The sequence below is a fragment of the Candidatus Tisiphia endosymbiont of Micropterix aruncella genome (assembly GCF_965178575.1).
GTDB lineage: Bacteria > Pseudomonadota > Alphaproteobacteria > Rickettsiales > Rickettsiaceae > Tisiphia.
On sequence record NZ_OZ238268.1, the window covers coordinates 1,084,304 to 1,103,383 of the forward strand.

The window sequence follows — 19,080 nt, forward strand, 5'->3', positions numbered from 1 at the left end:
TTGGCAGAGATTAAATCAACGGAAGATCAAAATCTTCAATCGGAAGCAACGGTAAGTTCTGTAAGCAAGATACCCATCCTAAATTCTAGCGATGATTGTGAGGAAAATGAAAAAGATTGTGAACAAAACTTGGCAGAAAGTAAGTCAACGCAAGAGCAAAACTTTCAATCAGAAGCAGCGGTAAGTTCTGTAAGTAAGATATCACACCTCAATTCTAGCAATGCCTCTCCAATCAGCGATTTAGGCAATGACTCAGACTCTGACTCAAAAGATGATGATGCAAGTAGTGGTGGGGTTAATCGACAATCTTGCCAAAAATTGCCTAGTGTGATTAGTCAAGTTGCCAGCACGGTTAAAGGCTGGGGTTTTCTTCAGAAGTTAGAGGAGTTTCACCCGTTGACCGAAGAAGATGGATCAATATTAAGAATCAGATCAAACCGTGATTTTAACCTAAATTTCATCAATAAGTTGATGATTAGACTAAGCGAGCAACGTCCTAATAATCGCTTTCGTAACAAGAAGGCAGTGCTAAACTATATGACTTTGGCTTTACAAGAGGAAATGCGTCCACCGGCTTCGGCAAATAACGAAAGCTTTAATTTCAAGATGGATGATACTACTAGGGCTAGAGAGAGCTATTTGCAGCAGGTAGAAGATGATACTCGTCCAACACATCAGCTGCAACGCAAAATTGCTGGAGTCTTTGAGCGTGATACTGCCTATAAGTTGCTGATTAATTGTAGTTTCCTAGGGGTCTTTGGTGATGCCTACAGGATCAAACTAACACCGGATATTAGCTTACTCGAGCATGAGAAAACAAAATTACTCCATCAAGTACAAGCGGTATACGGCAACAAGGTTCAACAATTAGAGATTATTAGCAAAAAAACTACAACAACTGCTGATAAATCGCAATCGAGCTATTTAGGACTCAGCCAGCTAAATCCTCAGTCAATATACGTTAATTCGGGATAAGGATTAGTAAAAATAGCAGACATATATACACTACGAAGAGCAATTAATGTATGAATTCACAGAAATGCAATTTATACATATCCAAAATCTTGTATTAGTTATAGCTAAAGCATTTTTACTAATCCTTATCCCGAATTAACGTAATATGGTACAAAGTACGGAAATATCTAATCAAGTTACATGGTGAGCTTATCGATAAATCTTGGTTTAGCCAGTTAGAAGCAGTTGAAGAGGATATGACTTGTAAAAAAATCATTCTCAAACCAGCAACTACCTTCATCGGTGATTGGATTAAGCATAAGTATGGCAGATATCTGTTGGATGCTTTTAGCAATTATAATTTCACTTTTGAGTTTATACAAGCTGATAAGGGTGCAAGAGCAATGTAGAGAAATAGCACTTGAAGCTATTTTAAATATGTTTATAAGAGGATTTTAATTTTTACTTATTATAGTTAAAAACAAATAACACTATTGTACGAGTCTGTATTTGCGAAATTTTAAGGTATTATTTCAATAACAAACAAAAATTTAAATTGGCAGTTAAGTTGATGAAACTAATTGTATTAGTTGAGAAAAAAAATGATTACGATAAGGTTAATAATAATAAATAATTGTTCATTCAAGAGAAAACCAGCATATAACCAACATATGGCACTACAAGAACTTAGAAATCTTGAGAGTAATACGGGTTGTAAGAGATCGATATTCTTCTATCATATTAGAATATCTTACCATAAATTGATTGTTGATAGCTATTTTGGCAAGATTTTGTACGATTTTTGTCAGTTTTTTTCATTAGACTTCTTTCGAAACTAGGGTGTGTCATCAATTGAGCCAAATTACCATGGAAGCCATATAAACAGCACCCAAAAAGTTCTGAGATGTTTTGTCATATCGTGTTGCAATAGCTCTATATTGCTTCAATTTTGCAAAAAAGTTCTCAATCAAATGCCTAGCTTTATAGAGGTTCTTATCATACTTAGCTGGATTCACACGATTCTTCTTTGGGGGAATCACAGCTATACATCCCTTATCTTTCAGCTTATCTCGCATACGTGCATCGGCATCATAAGCCTTATCAGCAAGTACAGCATCCGCTTTCGTCAATTCATTCATCAAAACATCAGATCCTTGCAAATCATGAGCTTGACCCGGGGTAAGATGGAATCCCGTTGGATTCCCTAGAGCGTCACATGTGGCATGGATTTTAGTACTCAGCCCCCCTTTACCTCGTCCAATTGCTTGGTCATCCTCTAACTCTTTTTTTTAGCACCAGCACTATGTTGATGACTCCTAACAATGGTTGAATCAATCATGGCATACTCGTTATCAGCATCTTCAGACAACATCTCAAAAACCTTTTTCCACACACCTGTCTTGCTCCACCTTGAATGACGTAGGTGAATCACTCGAAAATCTCCAAAACGTTCAGGTAGGTCTCTCCAAGGTATACCAGCCCTATATCGATACAAGACTGCTTCTACAAATAGGCGATTATCCTTGGCTGTTACACCAACAGACTCTTTCCTTCCAGGTAGGTTATCTTTAATCCGATCCCATTGATCGTCACGTAGAGCATATCGACGCATAGAGAAAATTTATTCTTAATTTTTTCTCTATTACACAACAAATAAACGCTCCTGTCAACTTAATTGATGACACACCCTAGACAATGATGTAGAATGGTGTTATAAATATCTGATTTGAAGTAGTAATGAAATTCGAGCAGATTAAAGAGTTAGAGGATGAAAAATTTCGTCGGTTAACAGGAGTAAAGAAGCTAACATTTTCACAGATGGTGGATATTCTGAGGCATGCTGATAATCTTAAGAAATTAAAAGGTGGGCGTAAAAATAAGCTCAATTTGGAGGAACAGTTGCTGATGGCATTAGAATACCTTAGAGAATACCGTACTTATTTCCATATAGGTCAGAACTATGGGATTAGTGAAAGTTCAGCATATAAAGCTGTTAAATGGGTAGAAGACACCCTAGTTAAACACCCAAACTTTGCTCTTCCAGGTCGTAAAGCTCTAATGAAGAGTGATATGAATTATGAAGTAGTCTTGATTGATGCTACTGAGAGTCCTATAGAAAGACCTAAAAAAAACAAAAATTCTATTATTCAGGAAAGAAGAAAAGGCATACACTAAAAACTCAAATAGTGGTAGACAAGAAAACACACCAAGTAATATGTACAGATTTTTCTAACGGTAAAAAACATGACTTTAGATTATTTAAGAAATCCAAGAGTCAATAATTTTTTTTGTGTAAGTTCATTTTTTATTTTCCAATAAATCATATTTAAAATCTCCACAAAGTATTTCAAATTGATTTAAAGCTAATGACCAATCTTTTATAGGCATAGTCCATTTTTTAGCCACATTTTGTAAGGCTAAAAATATTATCTTTTGAATTGATTTATCATCTGGAAATACACCTTTATTTTTAATAATTTTCCTAATTTGACGATTTATAGACTCTATAGTATTCGTGGTATAAATCACCTTTCTAATCTCCTCAGGAAAGGCAAAAAATGGTATTATTCCTGACCAACTACGCTGCCAAATATCAGAAATTACTGGATATTTTTTATCCCATTTTACACTAAATTGTTGCAGTTTTAAACAAGCCATTTCTTCGTTATTTGCCGTGTAAATTTGTTTTAAATCTGATGTTACCTCTTTTAAATCCTTATATGACACGTACTTTACTGAATTGCGTACCATATGCACTATACATAGTTGTACTATAGTAGCAGGAAATATGCTACTGATAGCCTCAGGAAAGCCTTTTAAACCATCAACGCAAGCAACATAAATTTGTTCTACACCTCGATTCTTTAATTCAGTTACTACTTGCATCCAAAATTTAGAGCCTTCATTTTTTCCTATCCAAATGCCCAATAACTCCTTCTTGCCTTCTATATTAACCGCAATTGCCAAATATACAGCTTTATTTATTACTATATGATTGTCCCTAGATTTAACATATATGCAATCCAAATACAATATTGGGTATATCCTATCTAAACAGCGATTTTGCCACCTAGTTACCTCCTCTAGTACTCCATCTGTTATGGTTGATATTAAATCACTAGATACTTCAGTTTGATATATTTCTTCTAAGTGACCACGAATCTCACTGACTGTCATTCCTCTACCATAAAGTGAAATTACCTTCTCATCAAATCCATTAAATCTCCTCAGCCCTTTTGGTATTAATTGTGGATTATACTCACCTTCCCGGTCTCTTGGTACTTCTAATGTCAACTTACGACCATCATCATCAATTACTGTCTTCTCATAGCTACCATTACGACGATTATTATCTACTTTTTCTACTTTACTATGTTTTGAGTAGCCTAATTCATGATCTAACTCACTTGCTAATATTTTCTCAACTATTTGTTTCTTTAGCTGTTGAAATAAACCATCTCGACCAAATAACTCTGATGGGTTTGCTTTTGATAATAATTCTTCTACTAGATGATTACTTATGTTTAATTTTTCTTTATCTTTACCTATTTCTTTAGCCATAATTTCCCTTTGTTTTAGTTACTTCTTTTTACAGTAATCTACAAAATTTTACATCGTCATTGTTGGCGTAAAGTTTTCCCTCGTCCCCATCATCCAAAGCACAATAAAGATGAGATGGAAGCTTTTAAAAAAACTTCAGCTCAGTGGTTACCGCTGCAAATACACAATCTAAATCACAGGGACTTGAATTACGTCAATTCGGGATAAGGGATAAGAAAGAATAGTGTAGATATAAGAGTTGCAAGGAGTTAATGCCTGTGATAAATGTTTTTGTGGAAAAAGAAATAAACACAGGCATGAAAAAAGATATCACAGAATTATATAGTTTTATAGACGATTTTTGTAAAATTTACTATGAATACGAAAAAAAGAAATTATTACCAACAGAAAAACAAAGGAATCGCCGTTGTGATATGAGTTTAAGCGAGATTATGACAATTATGGTAATGTATCATACTTCTTATGCTAAAAACTTTAAATATTTTTATAAGACTTGTATAGAATATATCCACAAAGGTGATTTCCCAAAAGCATTGAGCTATAACCGTTTTGTCGAGTTAATGCCTAGATTGTTTGTCCCACTTAATATTCTTATGCATTTGTTATTTGGCGAGGAAACAGGTAGTTATTTTATTGATGCAACGACAATCAAGGCTTGCCATAATAAAAGGCGATATAGTAATAAAATATTTAAGGGGCTAGCAAAACATAGCAAATCATCAATGGGTTATTTTTATGGGTTCAAGTTACACTTAATTATTAATGAAAAAGGACAATTTATAGCATTAAAAATGACTAAAGGAAACGTTGATGATAGGATTCCAGTACCTGAGTTAACAGATGGTTTAACTGGAGTTATGTATGCAGATAAAGGATATATTAAGCAAAACTTATTCGTCAGTTTATATGAAAGAGGATTAAAAATGGTGCATGGGATTAAGAAAAATATGCCAAATAAATTAATGGATTTAAAGGAGAAGATTATGCTAAGAAAACGTAATTTAATTGAAACAGTTTTTGATTATTTAAAGAACAAAATGAACCTTGAGCATACTAGACACAGATCACCTATAAATGCTTTTGTTCATATACTTTCTACACTAGTTGCCTATTCTCTTAAGAAAAATAAACCTATCCATAAATTGCAATTTCAACTTCCCTCTAAATTATAACCTTATCCCGAATTGACGTAACTTGCAAACTCTAAAGGCTAAATCTCCGGAGAAAGTGAGGAAAATTATACAAGAAAGTATGAGGGCATTTATAATAATCAGTATGCACCTAGAAATACCGCAACTAACAGAAGAATTACTGCAGTTATGTTATCAACATTTACCACCTATAAATACAAAATCTTTGTCGCAGGATATAAATCAAAAATCTTTTAAGGATGCATTATTTTCTCCAACCTTTCAAAATGAAATAGCCCAAATGCGAATCCTAGACTGATTAAACAAAATAGGATGAGCAACCCCCAATGACCAAAATATTCAGTTAGATATATTGACCCAAAGGATACAATGACATACATAAAAGCACGTGATAGGGCATATGTGAGAGTGGCACAGGTAAAACGTTTAAATACAGGAAAATGCTTATAAAAAATTGGGGTAGTCGGCATATTATCAGACATGAACAAAACAACAAATGCTTGAAGTAGGAAAACATCTAAAGAACTTCTAAGGTTATTTAATAAGTACGGACAACTTAAAAATAGGATAATTAGGGCTACTAATTTCACTCTTAAAATAGCGATGCAGTTTTGATAGTCAACATCTCTTTGATCTCAGCCTATATTTTTACCAATATCTCTTTTTCCCTTTCTAATTTGTTTATAGAACCGTGATATTGTTACAACCAAGATTTATTATTTCAATTTTCTGTATTATTTATTTCTTGCTATCGTTCAACCAAGTCATCAATATGTATATGTTATATCTCAATTCGATGTAAGACATTAGGTTTAACAATCCCGATGTCACCCCTGCGTAGGCAGGGGGCTAAAAAAATAGCCTGTAAAGGCTATTAGATATTATGGATTCCCGCCTACGCGGGAATGACATACTAGTGATCCACGCGGGCAATGCTTTCGCAGGGATGACATAGTACGCGGGAATGACATGTAAGACATTGGTTATTATATAAATATATTACTTAAGGTGAAAAAATGATAGGATATCAGCAAGAACAAAGAAGCCTAACTAAAGAGCAAAAATCAGCTATTGGATTGCTTTCAATTGGAACATTCCTAGAATATTTTGACCTGATGCTTTATGTACATATGGCGGTATTTCTTAATGAGCTATTTTTCCCAAAATATGATCCTCATACTACCGCTCTTTATTCAGCTACAGCTTTCTGTTCTAGCTTTATTTTTCGACCGGTTGGTGCAGTGATATTTGGATGGTTAGGTGATAATATAGGGCGTAAGACTACTGTTATCATAACGACTTTTATAATGGCTTTATCATGTATTATGATGGCTAATCTACCTACTTATGCTCAAATAGGTATTACAGCTTCTTGGTTGGTTACAATATGCCGTATACTACAAGGAATGTCCTCTATGGGAGAGGCAGTAGGAGCAAAACTTTATTTAACCGAACTTATAAATCCACCAATCCAATATCCAGCTGTTTCATTAGTTGCGGTTTTTACTACTTTAGGAGGAGTTGTTGCTTTAGGAATAGCATCGTTAGTGACCTCCTATGGATTTAATTGGCGTATAGCATTTTGGATGGGAGCGGGCGTAGCAATGGTTGGCACAGTAGCTCGAAGGAGTCTTAGAGAAACGCCGGAATTTGCTGATGCCAAACGTCAACTAAAAAAAACTTTTCAGCAAACTTCAAATGTTGCCAGCATAGATCTCAAAAAACTAGAAAATAATCCAATATGGAAGGAAAAAGCTAATAAAGTAACAATAATAGCCTTGTTCTTAATAGAATGTATGTGTCCCGTATGTTTTTATTTTACTTATATCTATTGCGGAAATATTTTAAAAACTGCTTTTGGCTACACTGCTGAACAGGTTATTCATCAAAATTTTATTATTTCAATATTTTCCTTCTTAAGCACTTTGGTATTAACATATTTAAGTTATACAATATATCCGTTAAAAATTGTAAAAACTTTGTTATTAATATTTGGTATATTTGTTTTAGCTTGCCCTTATTTATTAAATAATATTAATAACTCATTTGATGTATTTTTAATTCAATTATTCGTTATGTTATTTGTACCTACCGGCCCTGACATAGGATTGTCGATCTTTTATAAACATTTTCCTGTCTTTAAACGGTTTAGCTGTGCTAGTCTTACCTTTGCCATATCTCGTGCCTTGATATATTTAGTTACCTCTTTTTCAATTGTTTACTTAACTGAGTATTGGCATCATTGGGGGATAATGATGATATTGCTTCCAGTTTGCATAGGTTTTGCATTCGGACTATTTCATTTTGAAAAATTGGAGAAAGAGATTGGAAATTATCCACAAAAGCCTCGCGTAGAGGTATAGATAAATGTTTACAACATAATGTAATAATTTGTTTTGTTACTGTTGGTATTCTTAAATGCATAGCTAAAGTTAAAAAATGTATTACAGTTTCTTCTACTATCTTTTTAGCTTTTTCCAGTGATTTAGCTCCTAGAGTTTCTAAATTGTGAATTCTATCAAAAAGTTTAATCAGTGCTACATCGTATTTTTTTTGTTGAAATAATAAATCTAGTGTTTCTGCCGAGCTAATCTTGCCACTAGGTTTAACCCTAGTCAAATCTTCTACTTGACTGGCAACCTGATCCCCAAAAATATAGGCAATCATCTTTTCGGTCAGTTTTGTATCTTCAATGGTATCGTGCAGTAATGCGGTAACAATCATGTCAGTCCTAAACAATCTTGGAATTTCTAGGGCTGTGTACTGGGCAACCATACAAGCCACTTCAATCGGATGGGAATAATACGGCTCGCCGGATTGTCTCATTTGACTGCCATGATATTTTTTAGCATAGTAGATGCCTTTTTTGACTTCATAAATGTTTATTGGTTGCTGTACTTTTGTATTTAGCAAAATTAATTCATTAAGTAACCTCTCAGCATATGTACAAAACTGGTATCTTGAATTATCCCAATAGTTATTAATATCTTCCATAAGAAATCATAATATTTTAATTATAAAGTTATTATAAATTAAAATTTTGATTATTTAAAGCATTTACTACTTTTTATTTTTAAAAAGATGCGATATTTTCTAACCTATGTTGTATAAATTACAGTTTCTTTCCCATAAAATAATATCCAATATTCTACTCGCATGTGATGATACCGAGCCTAGTATTAACTTGTTACATCGAATTATTGAGGTTATTTAATAATATTCTTATTATTTCTTCTTCTAGATTTTTATATTTCAGTTTTGACCCTAAATAATTATTGCTAACTATAACAAAACTATAGGGTACATTATTTTTATCAAATACATAACCTATTAATGAAGATACTCCAGACATACTACCCGTTTTGGCAAAAATATTTATGCCTTGAAAACGCTTTTCCAAAGTGCCTGGTTCATTAGGTCTAGCTAGCATCAACTTAATAGTTTCAAAGTTTTTATCTTTATAAATGCTAGTTAAAAACTCATCAAAATGTGTTGGAGTAAGCAGATTATATCGAGATAAACCAGAGCCATCAACTATTACTGTATTATCTAAATTTACTGCAAAATTTTTATTTACATATTTTTTTAATAAAAGCCCTGCCTCTGCCCAATCACTTACTTTGCATATAGTAGCAAATTTAGCAAGTAAGTAATCTGTAATATAATTATCAGACATTTTTAAAGCGTAGCTACCAATCTGATTGAATTTTTTTTCAATTTGAACAATTTCTTTAGCTAGTTTTGGTTTAGAACTATATAAAATTTTGCCTGTTATTTTAATATTATGTTTATTTAATAATTGTCGTAATGTTAATTTTATATGATTTAGATTATCATTAACTACTACGTCTGCAATAAAATTCTTGACCCCTTCATTTAATGTGCCATTTATTAGTAAATTATTATCTTTAATCACTATATTTAGTTTATTTTTATCACCATTTGGAATAGTTATAGCCTTGTTAACAATTTTATAAGGTATTAACTCTTGATTATCTACATGTAGTTTATTCTTTACTAATTCACTTGTATGTAACTGTAACTTTATATAATTCTTATTAATATGTACTTGTGTAATTGGAGCACCATAACTACGTTTAGAGTCTTCAAGCATTCCACTTTCTATAACCGCAGGAAGAGAAAACTGAGAATTTATAATATAAAAATTAGCAATAGTCTTATGGGATTTTTCTTTAAGCATGCTTATCATACTATCAAGATCACTGGTGGAAAAATTAGGATCATTAATGTCTAAATAATAATCATCTTTATTTTGTAAAATCTTATTAATAAAAAGATAATCATTGCCAAAATATTGACTTAAAGTGCCTATAGTAATGAATTTTAAAGCACTCGCGAAAGTATAATACCTATCAGCATTTTGCTCATAAATTACATCGCCTGTTAATAAATTTCTAATTTTTATTCCTATATTAATGTTAGAATCTATTTTTTGTATTTCTTGATTAATTGTCTCTTTATAATTATAGTCACAAGCATATGAAAAGTTATAAAATATTGAAAGCAAGAATAGTGAAATAATTTTTTGCATAATCTTTATTTTATTTTTTACTTTTGTAGCTAATCTGATTTAATTAGCTATAAAAGTAAAGGTTTTTTATTAAGAGACTATACTAACTCAGGTTATACTAAATCTAAAATGAGAATGTAATATATTGCCTGAATTAAAATTTGACGAAAAGCAGTTGCTTTTGCTCAGCAGAATTAAAGAGTTTGCTAAACAAATTGAAGATAAGTCGTTTTTTAGATTCTTTAATAGCAGTTTATTAGCAAAAAAAGCTATATATTTATATGGTAATGTAGGTAATGGCAAAACTGTATTAATGCAACATTTTTTCCAAATATTGCAAATTAAGAAATTAATGATACATTACCAAAACTTTATGCAATCGGTACATAAAGATATTTATCAGTTGCAAGATAAATCACAATCTAAAAATAATATTATCAAAAGAATTGCTGCAAATTATGCAAGGCAGGCGGAAGTAATATGCATAGATGAGTTTGAAATTAAAGACATAACTGATGCTATGATAATAGGGTCGCTGCTCCTTGAACTCATAAGACATAAGGTGTTTATCTTTATTACTAGTAATATCGAGCCAAAAGATTTGTATAAAGATGGTTTACAAAGAAATTCCTTTTTGCCAATAATTAAAGAGATTTATCAAAAGTTTGAAGTTATGCACTTGGATAGTGATCATGATTATCGATTAGATAAAATTATACACATGACTAATAGACGCATAATATACCCTATTAATGAAGATAATAAGCTTGAGATACAGAACCTTATTAGCAAGTTAAATAGTAATAACCGATTAGTTTCTAAGGATATCCTAGTTTTTGGACGTAAAATATCTTTTAAAATGGCTAGTGAAAAAATATTAGTGACAGATTTTGAAGAGCTATTTGTAAGAGAATTAGGTTATGTTGATTATGTAAATATTTGCCAAAAATTTTCTATCATAATAGTAGAAAATATTCGTATAATAGATTCTGATAACACAGACTTAGCAGTTAGGTTTATTAATTTTGTTGATAATGCTTATTTTTATAAGGTTGTATTATTCATGACATTACAAGATGAACCTATAAAAATATATCAGAATGGTTTTCGCAAAGATGAATTTAACAGAACTATTTCAAGATTATATGAGATGAATAGTGATAGCTACGTCAATTAAAAAGGGTAAATTTATTACGTTTGAGGGTGGGGAAGGGTGCGGAAAATCCACCCAAAGTAATATGTTATATCAGTATTTACTATCACAAAATATTCCCGTAGATTTAACACGTGAAGTAGGGGGAACTATTTCTGCTGAAAAAATGCGTGACATTTTAGTTAATCAAGATTTACTACCTATGTCAGAATTGCTGCAAATCATGGCAGCACGTTACGAACATGTCCATAAAAGGATTATTCCTAAACTAGATTGTGGGATCTCAGTTATTTGTGATAGGTTTGTAGACTCTACTGCTTGTTATCAGGGGCAAGATATAGGGATTGATTTAGTTTATGATCTTCATAAGTCTTTAATATCTGATGTGATGCCTGATATTACATTTTTTATTGATATAGATCCAAATATTGCCTTACCAAGGGCATTAGTGCGAGGGAATAATAACAAATTTGAAAGCAAAAATATTGAATTCCATCAAAAAGTCCATAACGGATTTCAATATATATCAGCTAAATTTCCAAATAGAATAGTAAAAATAAATGCTTCAACTCTTAGTGTACAAGAAATTCATGATATAATAGTTGCGATGCTCGTTGCAAAGGTTTGGTGAATAAGATGGAAAATAAAATAGAAAAAATATGTGTTATTGGTTCTGGAGTAATGGGCCTAGCAATAGCTGCCTTGATAGCTAACTCCTCTCACCAAGTTGTTTTACTAGATGTAGTAAGCAACGACCCTAATGATAGGAATGCAATCCTTACGAAGGCTCTAGAAAATATAGAGAAACAACGACCACCTCCTTTATCGCATCCAAGTAAATTAGCGTTTATCACCATTGGTAATTTAGAAGATGATCTAAAGCTGATTACAGAATGTGATTTGATCATTGAAGTTATTATTGAAAAAATTGCAATAAAACATCAGCTATATGAGAAGATTCTACCCTACCTAAAAGCAGATGCTATTTTAGCTTCTAATACTTCAACCTTACCTTTAAGGAAATTAAAAGAGCAAATGCCTGATTCTATAAAATCTACCATCAGGTCTAGATTTGTCATTAGTCATTTTTTTAATCCTCCAAGATATATGGAATTACTTGAACTTGTTGTAGATTCAGAGGTTAGCTCAGGGGTTATAGAGAGGATATCAGATTTTCTAACACGAGATTTAGGGAAAACTATTATTAAATGTCACGATACTCCAGGTTTTATAGCAAATCGAGTTGGTTGTTATCTACTTGAGCTGGTTGTTCGCAGCAGCATAGATGAAAATTTAAGTCCAGTAATTATCGATAAAATTTTTACTGATTTATGTAAATTACCAAGTACAGGAATCTTTGGCTTATATGATTTAATAGGTCACGACGTAATGAGATTAATTTCTACATCACTAGTTAATTCCCTACCGAATCATGATGATTATCACCAAGTTTACTCAGCATCTTCTATCCTTGATAAGATGATAGAGAATAACTTGATTGGTCGTAAAGCTTTAGGAGGTTTTTACCGCATATCAAAGATAAATGGCATAAAAACTAAAGAAGTCATAGATTTTACAACTTTAACTTATGTAGCATTTGAAGATCCCAAGATTGAATATAGTTCTATTGATCAGTTGTTAAATAGCAACTCTCGCTATGGTAAATTTTTTCATAAGATCCTAGTGAAGTTTTACTTATATATAATATCTTTAATTCCATCGATTACTAACAATATTTACGATATAGATATAGCTATGAGGCTTGGTTATAGTTGGAAGATTGGTCCTTTTGAGTTGTTAATTAATCACATAGGAGGAGGATTTGAGTGGCTTAAAAAACAAGCAATGCTCATGAATTTAACATTACCGGAATATATCGCTAATAATTCCTATGAAACTATTGAACTGAGTCAGTTTCATTTGATTAGAGTCAGATTAGAAGAAAGTAAGATTTTATTGAAGAATGACTCGGCTCAACTAATTCTGTATAAAAATAGGTTAGTTTTTACTATTAATACTAAAATGAATTGCCTCAATGAAAATGTTTTTAAACTTTTGTTAGAATCTGTTGATATTGCAGAAAATGAGAAGCAAACACTATATATTATGCCATTAACCAATAATTTTTCAGCTGGTGCTGACTTAAAATTCATTGCTTCCTGTATAAAAAATCAAGATTTTGCTAAATTAGAAGATTTCTTAAAACTTGGTCAAAAAACCATGATAAGGTTAAAATACTCGCATATTAATATTGTTAGCTGTGCTTTAGGTGCTGCGTTAGGTGGGGGCTGTGAAATATTGTTACATTCTGATTTTATTGTAGCTAATCAGGAATTAAATGCTGGTCTTGTTGAGGTATCGGTTGGCTTAGTTCCAAGTTGGGGAGGCATTAAGGAAATGTTTTATCGTGCAAGTAGCGATAAAAGTAAGCTAGTAAAAAATTTAAGAAATATCCTATTGCACAATAAATCAAGTTCTGCTGATTATTTTATAGCTGATTATGATATTACTAACGTGCAAGTAAATATGAATAAACATTTAATACTGCAAGAGGCCTTTGCCTTGGATTTACCAGAAAAAATAAAGAAAGTAAGCAAGCAAGTTATTTTATCTAAAGTTACTTTAGCTGAAGAATTAGATGTATACTCAAATGATTTGGAGAATGGGAGCAACAAACAAGGGGTAAGCGAACTCAAGCAGTACAATAAGGTACGTGAGTACGCGAATTCCCCGATAGTATTTGCAGAAAGCAATTCTTCAAAGCAGAAGAGTATCGCTGAGTATGATAATCTTCAAGGATGGCTATTGTCAAAGTTTCAAGATATCATTTCCATGCAACAAATTGATGAGCAAAAATTATTGCAATTTGAACGAGAGATATTTTTAGAACTTGCCAAAAACCCCAAAAAGATTTTTGGTTTTTAGAACAAAGTTTACTATAACACACTAACCTATCCAATGAATTTCAAGAATTATCTCTGCTAGAGGTGGCGAGTTAGTAAAATTCTCAATAAACTTAATATCCTCACAAATTTTTTTTATTAAAAACACTTTACACATCACAACATCTATTATACTATATAAAATATACAGCTCTAAAATTAAAGGGGATTCCTATACAAGGTAGTTAACCTCAAGTATTGATGTAAGACATCGGTTTAATAGCCTAGGGTGTCACCCTTGCTTTGGTGCGGGGTCTAAAAAATATCATAGAAGGTATGTTAACCTCAGTTCGATATAAGCATTAATAATTCTTATATCGAACTGGCTTTGTTATAAGGAAAAATGCACTCTTGAAGCGGCTGACGCGAGTGCATTTTAACTTTTTTCATCATTCAATATGTGATTTTAATTATTAAAATCACATATTGAATGGAGTGTTATATTTTAACAATCAGGTGAGCAGCCGCTTCAAACCTGATTGTTAAAATATATTATAACACGAAAGTTCGATGTAACAAGTTACATCGAATTCAGGTTATGTTAGATAGTTTTTATATCCCAGCGAAAGCTGGGATGACATAATGGCGGTGACATCACTCCTAATGGCGATGATTATTACATCAAACTGAGGTTAGTTATAATGTACCCATAAATTAGACCAAGAAAATGTTATATCCAAGAATAGTAGGATAAAATAACAATAATAAAAAAGATAAAATTTTATTACAACAAAGAGAAAGTATAAAGACATTAGAGCTAAAAGTGGCATTACAAGTAATAAACAATCAAAAAAGTATACTTGAATACCTCGCAATCTTACGAAGCCAATTCGTAGGAGCATTCGAATATAGAGCTTATCTCGTGGAAGGCAACAAAAGGAGGAATGAAATGATTCAACTATTAGTAATTTCTTCAATTATTTTAATCATTATTGAAATGCTATTGATAGTAACTTGTATTAAGTGGTTATATAGTATTAGGCTGGCATGTACCAATATTTGGCTTATGAGTCAGGATTTCTCTAATAGTTTCATTACAGCCAAAGAAGAAGTAATTTTGTTACATAAAGAATTAAAAGAGTTAACCACTCTAACTACCAAGAAAGAACATCATATTTTGCACATGACTGTTCATTTAAATGAAGTAGAAATGTGCATAAAAATGTTACTTGATGAGTTTAGGGGAATTGTTCAGTTTAGCAACCCCAAAGAAAAGGCCAAATTACAGAAGATACTGGAAAAAATAGCCTTGCACAAATAAGATGAAGAGAATTATATTAAGATGCAGCTTACAGCAAATTATCTATGTCAAACTGAATCAGAGACTTTGAAGAGATATCAACAAAGGCGAGAAGATTTAGTACTAATACTTAACAATGAAAAGGAGAGATTACATCATAGCATTGATGGTATAGATAAAGATAGTATAGAAAAACACATTAAATTTTTACAAGATGAAATAGATGAGTTTGATGAAAAATTAGGTGAAGTAATAGGTGGGTTAGTAGAACTAGAAGAGAAAGTAAAGATATTAGAGACTGTACCTTTATTGGTAACTAGTATACTCGAATGATTTGAAGAACGGGAACAACAACAGACACGGGGTGATCAAACGGAGTATAGCGAACTACCCAACCTGAAAATTGATTTTAATGATCCCATAAACAAGTCCAAATAACCTTGCCCTGATAAAAATTTATTCCTGATGTACATTAGCCATGTTATTAAGGTATAATCTCAATATATCTCTTTCACAACTCTACTTCTGCTGGTAATTTATTCGTCGCACCGGCACTCGAATCCTCACGTACATTTAGTACGCTGCGGTTCTGCGTTCCGTAGCTTCTTTAAATTCCTCAGCATAAGCGAGTTTCGAAAAAGATATAATATAATTCAAATCATTAAAAGTATGTTTATTAATTAAAGGAGTCTAAGAGCTTATGATTCCTACTCGGCTAAGGTTAGGAGATTATAGTACAAATGGGAGGATATTAGCGGCAAAATCCATGAACGTTTTATTTTGTCGATATGTTCATCATACTGCTAAGTCATCGCACTATAACAAAACGGCTAAGTACTATGATACATTTAACGAAAAAAATTCCATGGTAATAAATCAAACTATAGAAAATATACTTAAAAAATATAAAGTTAAAACTGTTCTTGATCTTACCTGTGGAACTGGCTCACAGGTTTTTTGGTTAGAAAAACGTGGATATGAAGTGGTTGGATCTGATATCAACTCAAATATGCTAAAAATTGTAAAGAATAAAGCCGAGAAAGAAAAATTAGCTGTAAAATTTCTTAAAGGCGATATGCGTACTATACAAGTCGGCAAGTTTGATGCTGTTATTACAATATTCAATGCTATAGGTCATCTTACAAAACTTGATTTTGAACAAGTTATGCGAAATATAAATGGAAACTTAAAAGAGAATGGATTGTATATATTCGACATAAATAACTTAAGTTATTTAATGAAAAATGATAATATAACCAAACTAACCATTGATTGGCAAAAAATTGAGGGTGATACCAAGGTTCGTGACATTCAGTATAGTACAATAGACGAAAATGGCATTCTGACTTCTTATACTACTTCTCATGTTCAAAAAAGCCCCGACAAACCTAAGATAACTAGAAGCGTACAAACCTTACAAATTTACACCGCAAAACAACTCAGGGAAATGCTGCATAGGAATGGATTTAATGTCTTGAGTCAATGTGGAATTAACGGCTCAAAACTTGTCGAAAGTGAAGCAGATAGTATAGTTACAGTCGCGAAGAAATCTTACACATGTCAGGACGAGTAGAAATCATAGCAGTATACATGTTACTTGCCAAAATAAATTTTAATTGATATAACCTGAGTTTAAGCTAAAATTTTGTAAGGTAAGGGATCAAAAAATGAAATTATTTACTCAACACCCTAATTCAGTAGGCGAGAGTTACTTACAACATCTTAAACATACATTTTATCTTGGATATACATTAATAAAGATAAGTCTTATTATCTTTGTTCACGGTTTGTTACCTTTTTTATTTACGACCACTTCTAGTGATATGATCCTTAAACTATCAATAGAACTGCAGCAAAAAAATAAGCGTTCTATCAATAACATTCAATAACATTCAATAGCTGACAGGTGTTTCGGATCTACGCTGGACATACTAAATTAGGACTCTACCTTGTCTATAGCGATGGTTGAATCTGGCATCTTAGTAATTTTTTCAATCTTTAAGCGGGCGGCTTGTAGTTTCTTTTCACAGTGATCTTTTAGTAAGACCCCTCTTTCAAAACTATTAATTGATGAATCTAAACTTTCCTCTCCCGTATCAATTTTTTTTACAATTTCTTTTAGTTCAGCTAAGGCGGCTTCAAAGCTCATATTTTCAATAGATTTTAAGTCTAGCATAATAATTTACCTCTTTACGCGAATTTGGGATAAGAATTTGCCAATCCTGACCTTCAACTGGTCAGTTAGCGTATACAATTCGCCTTTCAAGTGTGGCGTTGTGGTACGATGGGACTTCGCGTAGGAACAACGGTTTGACTACGCTCCGCTTGCTCGCCACTCGTACGCCTAGCCAACTCTATTAGTTCCTAATATACTTTCTATCTAGCTCGTTATATAATCTATAAATTGCCATTTCTCGATCTTTAATCTTTTTACTAGCAATTTTTAGTAATCTTTCTGATGACTTTTCAGTTAACTGAATTGATGAATGTAGTTGTTCAGCAAGCTTCTTCAGTGATTCCTGAATTTCCATAAAAGATTTTTCTAATTGAGCTTTAATAGATATAGAAGAATTCTCAAGCTCATTAAGCTTTACATACACCCGTTCTACCAATTGATTAATTTTGTCTTGCAGTAAATTTAATTGCTGTTTGCGTCCCTCTATTAGGTATTTACTAGTCTCATTTATTTTGGCTTGTATTCTGATTTTAGGAGTAATTTCTAAATTCCAAGCTAGTCCAAGTTTGCTCATCACGTATATTATCCATTTATGGACATCAAAATGATACCATTTAGCACCATTACGATAATCTGATGGGAATGCATGGTGGAAATTATGCCAATTTTCACCCAACAAGAATAACGCCATCCACCAAATATCTCCTGCAGTACCTTTATAATATTGTTTACTACCAACGAAATGGCATAGAGAATTGACGCAAAAAGTTGCCTGTTGTTGCAATGCTCTTCCCATACCAATAAACAGGAAACCAGCATAGGCAGAATTGATAGTACCACCTATTAAGTAACCTATTAATGCTGGAAATACAATATTCATAAACGCAGCAATTTGCCAATAATATTTTAATTGCCATCTTAGCAATTTACTTTTACCAAGTTTAACCATAGTAATCCGGTCAATTGACTTGTAGCTTCCATCAATTATCATCCATCCAATATGTGACCATAGGAATCCCAAGATTTTATTGTCAAACTTTAGTGGGGTATGAGGATCTTGGTCTTTGTCAGTATGAGTATGGTGTTTGTGATGATTTGAAGCCCAAGACAAGGCTGGTCCTTGTAAAGTGGCGGCTGACATTATAACAAGAATAAACTCCACCGCTGTATTTGTTTTAAAGGCATGATGTGACCAAAGCCTATGCAAACCAACACCAACAGTAATATTAGAACCATAATAACCGGCTAACAGTAAACCTATTTCGAATATACCTATCTTGTGGCTAATGTGATATTTTATAACCAAAAATGCAAGTAAAATTGGGTATATGATAAGCACAAAAAAAGTAAGCCACGAAATTCTTTTTAGCAT

At 32.3% G+C, this 19,080-nt stretch carries 18 protein-coding genes and 2 pseudogenes; 14 read left to right on the plus strand and 6 right to left on the minus strand.

All coding sequences use genetic code 11. The features are described 5' to 3' along the window. Together ACN1AG_RS05390 and ACN1AG_RS05395 are read left to right on the plus strand one after the other, a co-directional pair. Positions 1–975, plus strand: coding sequence for a hypothetical protein (locus ACN1AG_RS05390; RefSeq protein ID WP_417904614.1), 975 nt, complete (start codon positions 1–3; stop codon positions 973–975). 191 nt (positions 976–1,166) lie between these two features. Next, entirely contained in the window at positions 1,167–1,364 is a 198-nt protein-coding gene (locus tag ACN1AG_RS05395) for a DnaA N-terminal domain-containing protein (protein WP_417905597.1), read from the plus strand. A 438-nt stretch (positions 1,365–1,802) separates the two neighbouring features. Here ACN1AG_RS05395 and ACN1AG_RS05400 read toward each other — a convergent pair. Further along, a protein-coding gene (locus ACN1AG_RS05400) for an IS5 family transposase (protein ID WP_417904615.1) occupies positions 1,803–2,566 on the minus strand; the annotation gives its coding sequence in 2 pieces (ribosomal slippage) (positions 1,803–2,231 and positions 2,234–2,566; 762 coding nt in all). A gap of 125 nt (positions 2,567–2,691) precedes the next feature. Here ACN1AG_RS05400 and ACN1AG_RS05405 point away from each other — a divergent pair. Next, a pseudogene (locus ACN1AG_RS05405) lies at positions 2,692–3,227 on the plus strand (transposase family protein); the annotation flags it as partial. Between the two features lie 25 nt (positions 3,228–3,252). Here ACN1AG_RS05405 and ACN1AG_RS05410 read toward each other — a convergent pair. Beyond that, a complete protein-coding gene (locus tag ACN1AG_RS05410) occupies positions 3,253–4,515 on the minus strand; it encodes an IS256 family transposase (protein WP_417904616.1) in 1,263 nt (420 codons plus the stop codon). Positions 4,516–4,560: 45 nt separating this feature from the next. On the opposite strand from ACN1AG_RS05410, the gene ACN1AG_RS05415 reads away from it, so the two are divergent. The 4 genes and pseudogenes from ACN1AG_RS05415 to ACN1AG_RS05430 form a co-directional block, all read left to right on the plus strand. Continuing rightward, entirely contained in the window at positions 4,561–4,722 is a 162-nt protein-coding gene (locus ACN1AG_RS05415) for a winged helix-turn-helix domain-containing protein (RefSeq protein WP_417905598.1), read from the plus strand. Positions 4,723–4,811: 89 nt separating this feature from the next. Beyond that, positions 4,812–5,687 (plus strand): IS982 family transposase, encoded by an 876-nt coding sequence (locus tag ACN1AG_RS05420; protein WP_417905599.1) that lies wholly within the window; start codon positions 4,812–4,814, stop codon positions 5,685–5,687. 79 nt (positions 5,688–5,766) lie between these two features. Then, positions 5,767–5,964, plus strand: a complete 198-nt coding sequence (locus ACN1AG_RS05425; RefSeq protein ID WP_417904617.1) for a hypothetical protein — start codon at positions 5,767–5,769, stop codon at positions 5,962–5,964. Between the two features lie 832 nt (positions 5,965–6,796). Further along, positions 6,797–7,900: pseudogene (locus ACN1AG_RS05430) on the plus strand (MFS transporter); the annotation flags it as partial. Here the strand turns inward: ACN1AG_RS05430 and ACN1AG_RS05435 are convergent. Together ACN1AG_RS05435 and dacB are read right to left on the minus strand one after the other, a co-directional pair. Next, on the minus strand, positions 7,866–8,660 hold the full coding sequence (locus tag ACN1AG_RS05435) for an HD domain-containing protein (protein ID WP_417904618.1): 795 nt from the start codon (positions 8,658–8,660) through the stop codon (positions 7,866–7,868). The pseudogene ACN1AG_RS05430 and the gene ACN1AG_RS05435 sit on opposite strands and share 35 nt — an antisense overlap. Before the next feature lie 193 nt (positions 8,661–8,853). Further along, the gene (gene dacB, locus ACN1AG_RS05440; protein ID WP_417904619.1) at positions 8,854–10,218 is read right to left on the minus strand and encodes a D-alanyl-D-alanine carboxypeptidase/D-alanyl-D-alanine-endopeptidase; all 1,365 of its coding nucleotides are present in this window, start codon (positions 10,216–10,218) and stop codon (positions 8,854–8,856) included. A gap of 124 nt (positions 10,219–10,342) precedes the next feature. Between dacB and zapE the strand changes: the two genes are divergently transcribed. From zapE to ACN1AG_RS05475, 7 genes are all read left to right on the plus strand, one after another. Further along, positions 10,343–11,374 carry a cell division protein ZapE gene (gene zapE / locus ACN1AG_RS05445; RefSeq protein WP_417904620.1) on the plus strand — a complete coding sequence of 344 codons (1,032 nt, stop codon included), beginning with the start codon at positions 10,343–10,345 and terminating at the stop codon, positions 11,372–11,374. Next, positions 11,358–11,981, plus strand: a complete 624-nt coding sequence (gene tmk, locus ACN1AG_RS05450; protein WP_417905600.1) for a dTMP kinase — start codon at positions 11,358–11,360, stop codon at positions 11,979–11,981. The genes zapE and tmk overlap by 17 nt, the downstream gene beginning before the upstream one ends. A gap of 5 nt (positions 11,982–11,986) precedes the next feature. Continuing rightward, positions 11,987–14,275: a 3-hydroxyacyl-CoA dehydrogenase/enoyl-CoA hydratase family protein gene (locus ACN1AG_RS05455; RefSeq protein WP_417904621.1), complete on the plus strand. Its 2,289-nt coding sequence runs from the start codon at positions 11,987–11,989 to the stop codon at positions 14,273–14,275. 906 nt (positions 14,276–15,181) lie between these two features. Next, positions 15,182–15,553, plus strand: a complete 372-nt coding sequence (locus ACN1AG_RS05460) for a hypothetical protein (protein WP_367364279.1) — start codon at positions 15,182–15,184, stop codon at positions 15,551–15,553. Between the two features lie 21 nt (positions 15,554–15,574). Next, positions 15,575–15,865: a hypothetical protein gene (locus ACN1AG_RS05465; RefSeq protein ID WP_367364280.1), complete on the plus strand. Its 291-nt coding sequence runs from the start codon at positions 15,575–15,577 to the stop codon at positions 15,863–15,865. A gap of 367 nt (positions 15,866–16,232) precedes the next feature. After that, positions 16,233–17,105, plus strand: coding sequence for a class I SAM-dependent methyltransferase (locus tag ACN1AG_RS05470; protein WP_417904622.1), 873 nt, complete (start codon positions 16,233–16,235; stop codon positions 17,103–17,105). A gap of 94 nt (positions 17,106–17,199) precedes the next feature. Then, positions 17,200–17,421 carry a DUF6356 family protein gene (locus ACN1AG_RS05475; protein WP_410520663.1) on the plus strand — a complete coding sequence of 74 codons (222 nt, stop codon included), beginning with the start codon at positions 17,200–17,202 and terminating at the stop codon, positions 17,419–17,421. A 47-nt stretch (positions 17,422–17,468) separates the two neighbouring features. Here ACN1AG_RS05475 and ACN1AG_RS05480 read toward each other — a convergent pair whose 3' ends face one another. Both ACN1AG_RS05480 and ACN1AG_RS05485 read right to left on the minus strand, forming a co-directional pair. Beyond that, complete coding sequence (locus tag ACN1AG_RS05480; RefSeq protein ID WP_417904623.1) at positions 17,469–17,708, minus strand: exodeoxyribonuclease VII small subunit; 240 nt, start codon at positions 17,706–17,708, stop codon at positions 17,469–17,471. 181 nt (positions 17,709–17,889) lie between these two features. Next, positions 17,890–19,080, minus strand: coding sequence for a fatty acid desaturase (locus ACN1AG_RS05485; protein WP_417904624.1), 1,191 nt, complete (start codon positions 19,078–19,080; stop codon positions 17,890–17,892).

Excerpts from the sequence above, each read along its gene's own strand:
- ACN1AG_RS05410 (WP_417904616.1), bottom strand. The coding sequence starts at position 4,515 with ATGGCTAAAGAAATAGGTAAAGATAAAGAAAAATTAAACATAAGTAAT.
- ACN1AG_RS05460 (WP_367364279.1), top strand. The coding sequence starts at position 15,182 with ATGATTCAACTATTAGTAATTTCTTCAATTATTTTAATCATTATTGAA.
- ACN1AG_RS05480 (WP_417904623.1), bottom strand. The coding sequence starts at position 17,708 with ATGCTAGACTTAAAATCTATTGAAAATATGAGCTTTGAAGCCGCCTTA.
- ACN1AG_RS05435 (WP_417904618.1), bottom strand. The coding sequence starts at position 8,660 with ATGGAAGATATTAATAACTATTGGGATAATTCAAGATACCAGTTTTGT.
- ACN1AG_RS05465 (WP_367364280.1), top strand. The coding sequence starts at position 15,575 with ATGCAGCTTACAGCAAATTATCTATGTCAAACTGAATCAGAGACTTTG.
- ACN1AG_RS05470 (WP_417904622.1), top strand. The coding sequence starts at position 16,233 with ATGATTCCTACTCGGCTAAGGTTAGGAGATTATAGTACAAATGGGAGG.
- ACN1AG_RS05425 (WP_417904617.1), top strand. The coding sequence starts at position 5,767 with ATGAGGGCATTTATAATAATCAGTATGCACCTAGAAATACCGCAACTA.
- ACN1AG_RS05420 (WP_417905599.1), top strand. The coding sequence starts at position 4,812 with ATGAAAAAAGATATCACAGAATTATATAGTTTTATAGACGATTTTTGT.
- ACN1AG_RS05485 (WP_417904624.1), bottom strand. The coding sequence starts at position 19,080 with ATGCTAAAAAGAATTTCGTGGCTTACTTTTTTTGTGCTTATCATATAC.
- ACN1AG_RS05455 (WP_417904621.1), top strand. The coding sequence starts at position 11,987 with ATGGAAAATAAAATAGAAAAAATATGTGTTATTGGTTCTGGAGTAATG.
- ACN1AG_RS05475 (WP_410520663.1), top strand. The coding sequence starts at position 17,200 with ATGAAATTATTTACTCAACACCCTAATTCAGTAGGCGAGAGTTACTTA.
- dacB (WP_417904619.1), bottom strand. The coding sequence starts at position 10,218 with ATGCAAAAAATTATTTCACTATTCTTGCTTTCAATATTTTATAACTTT.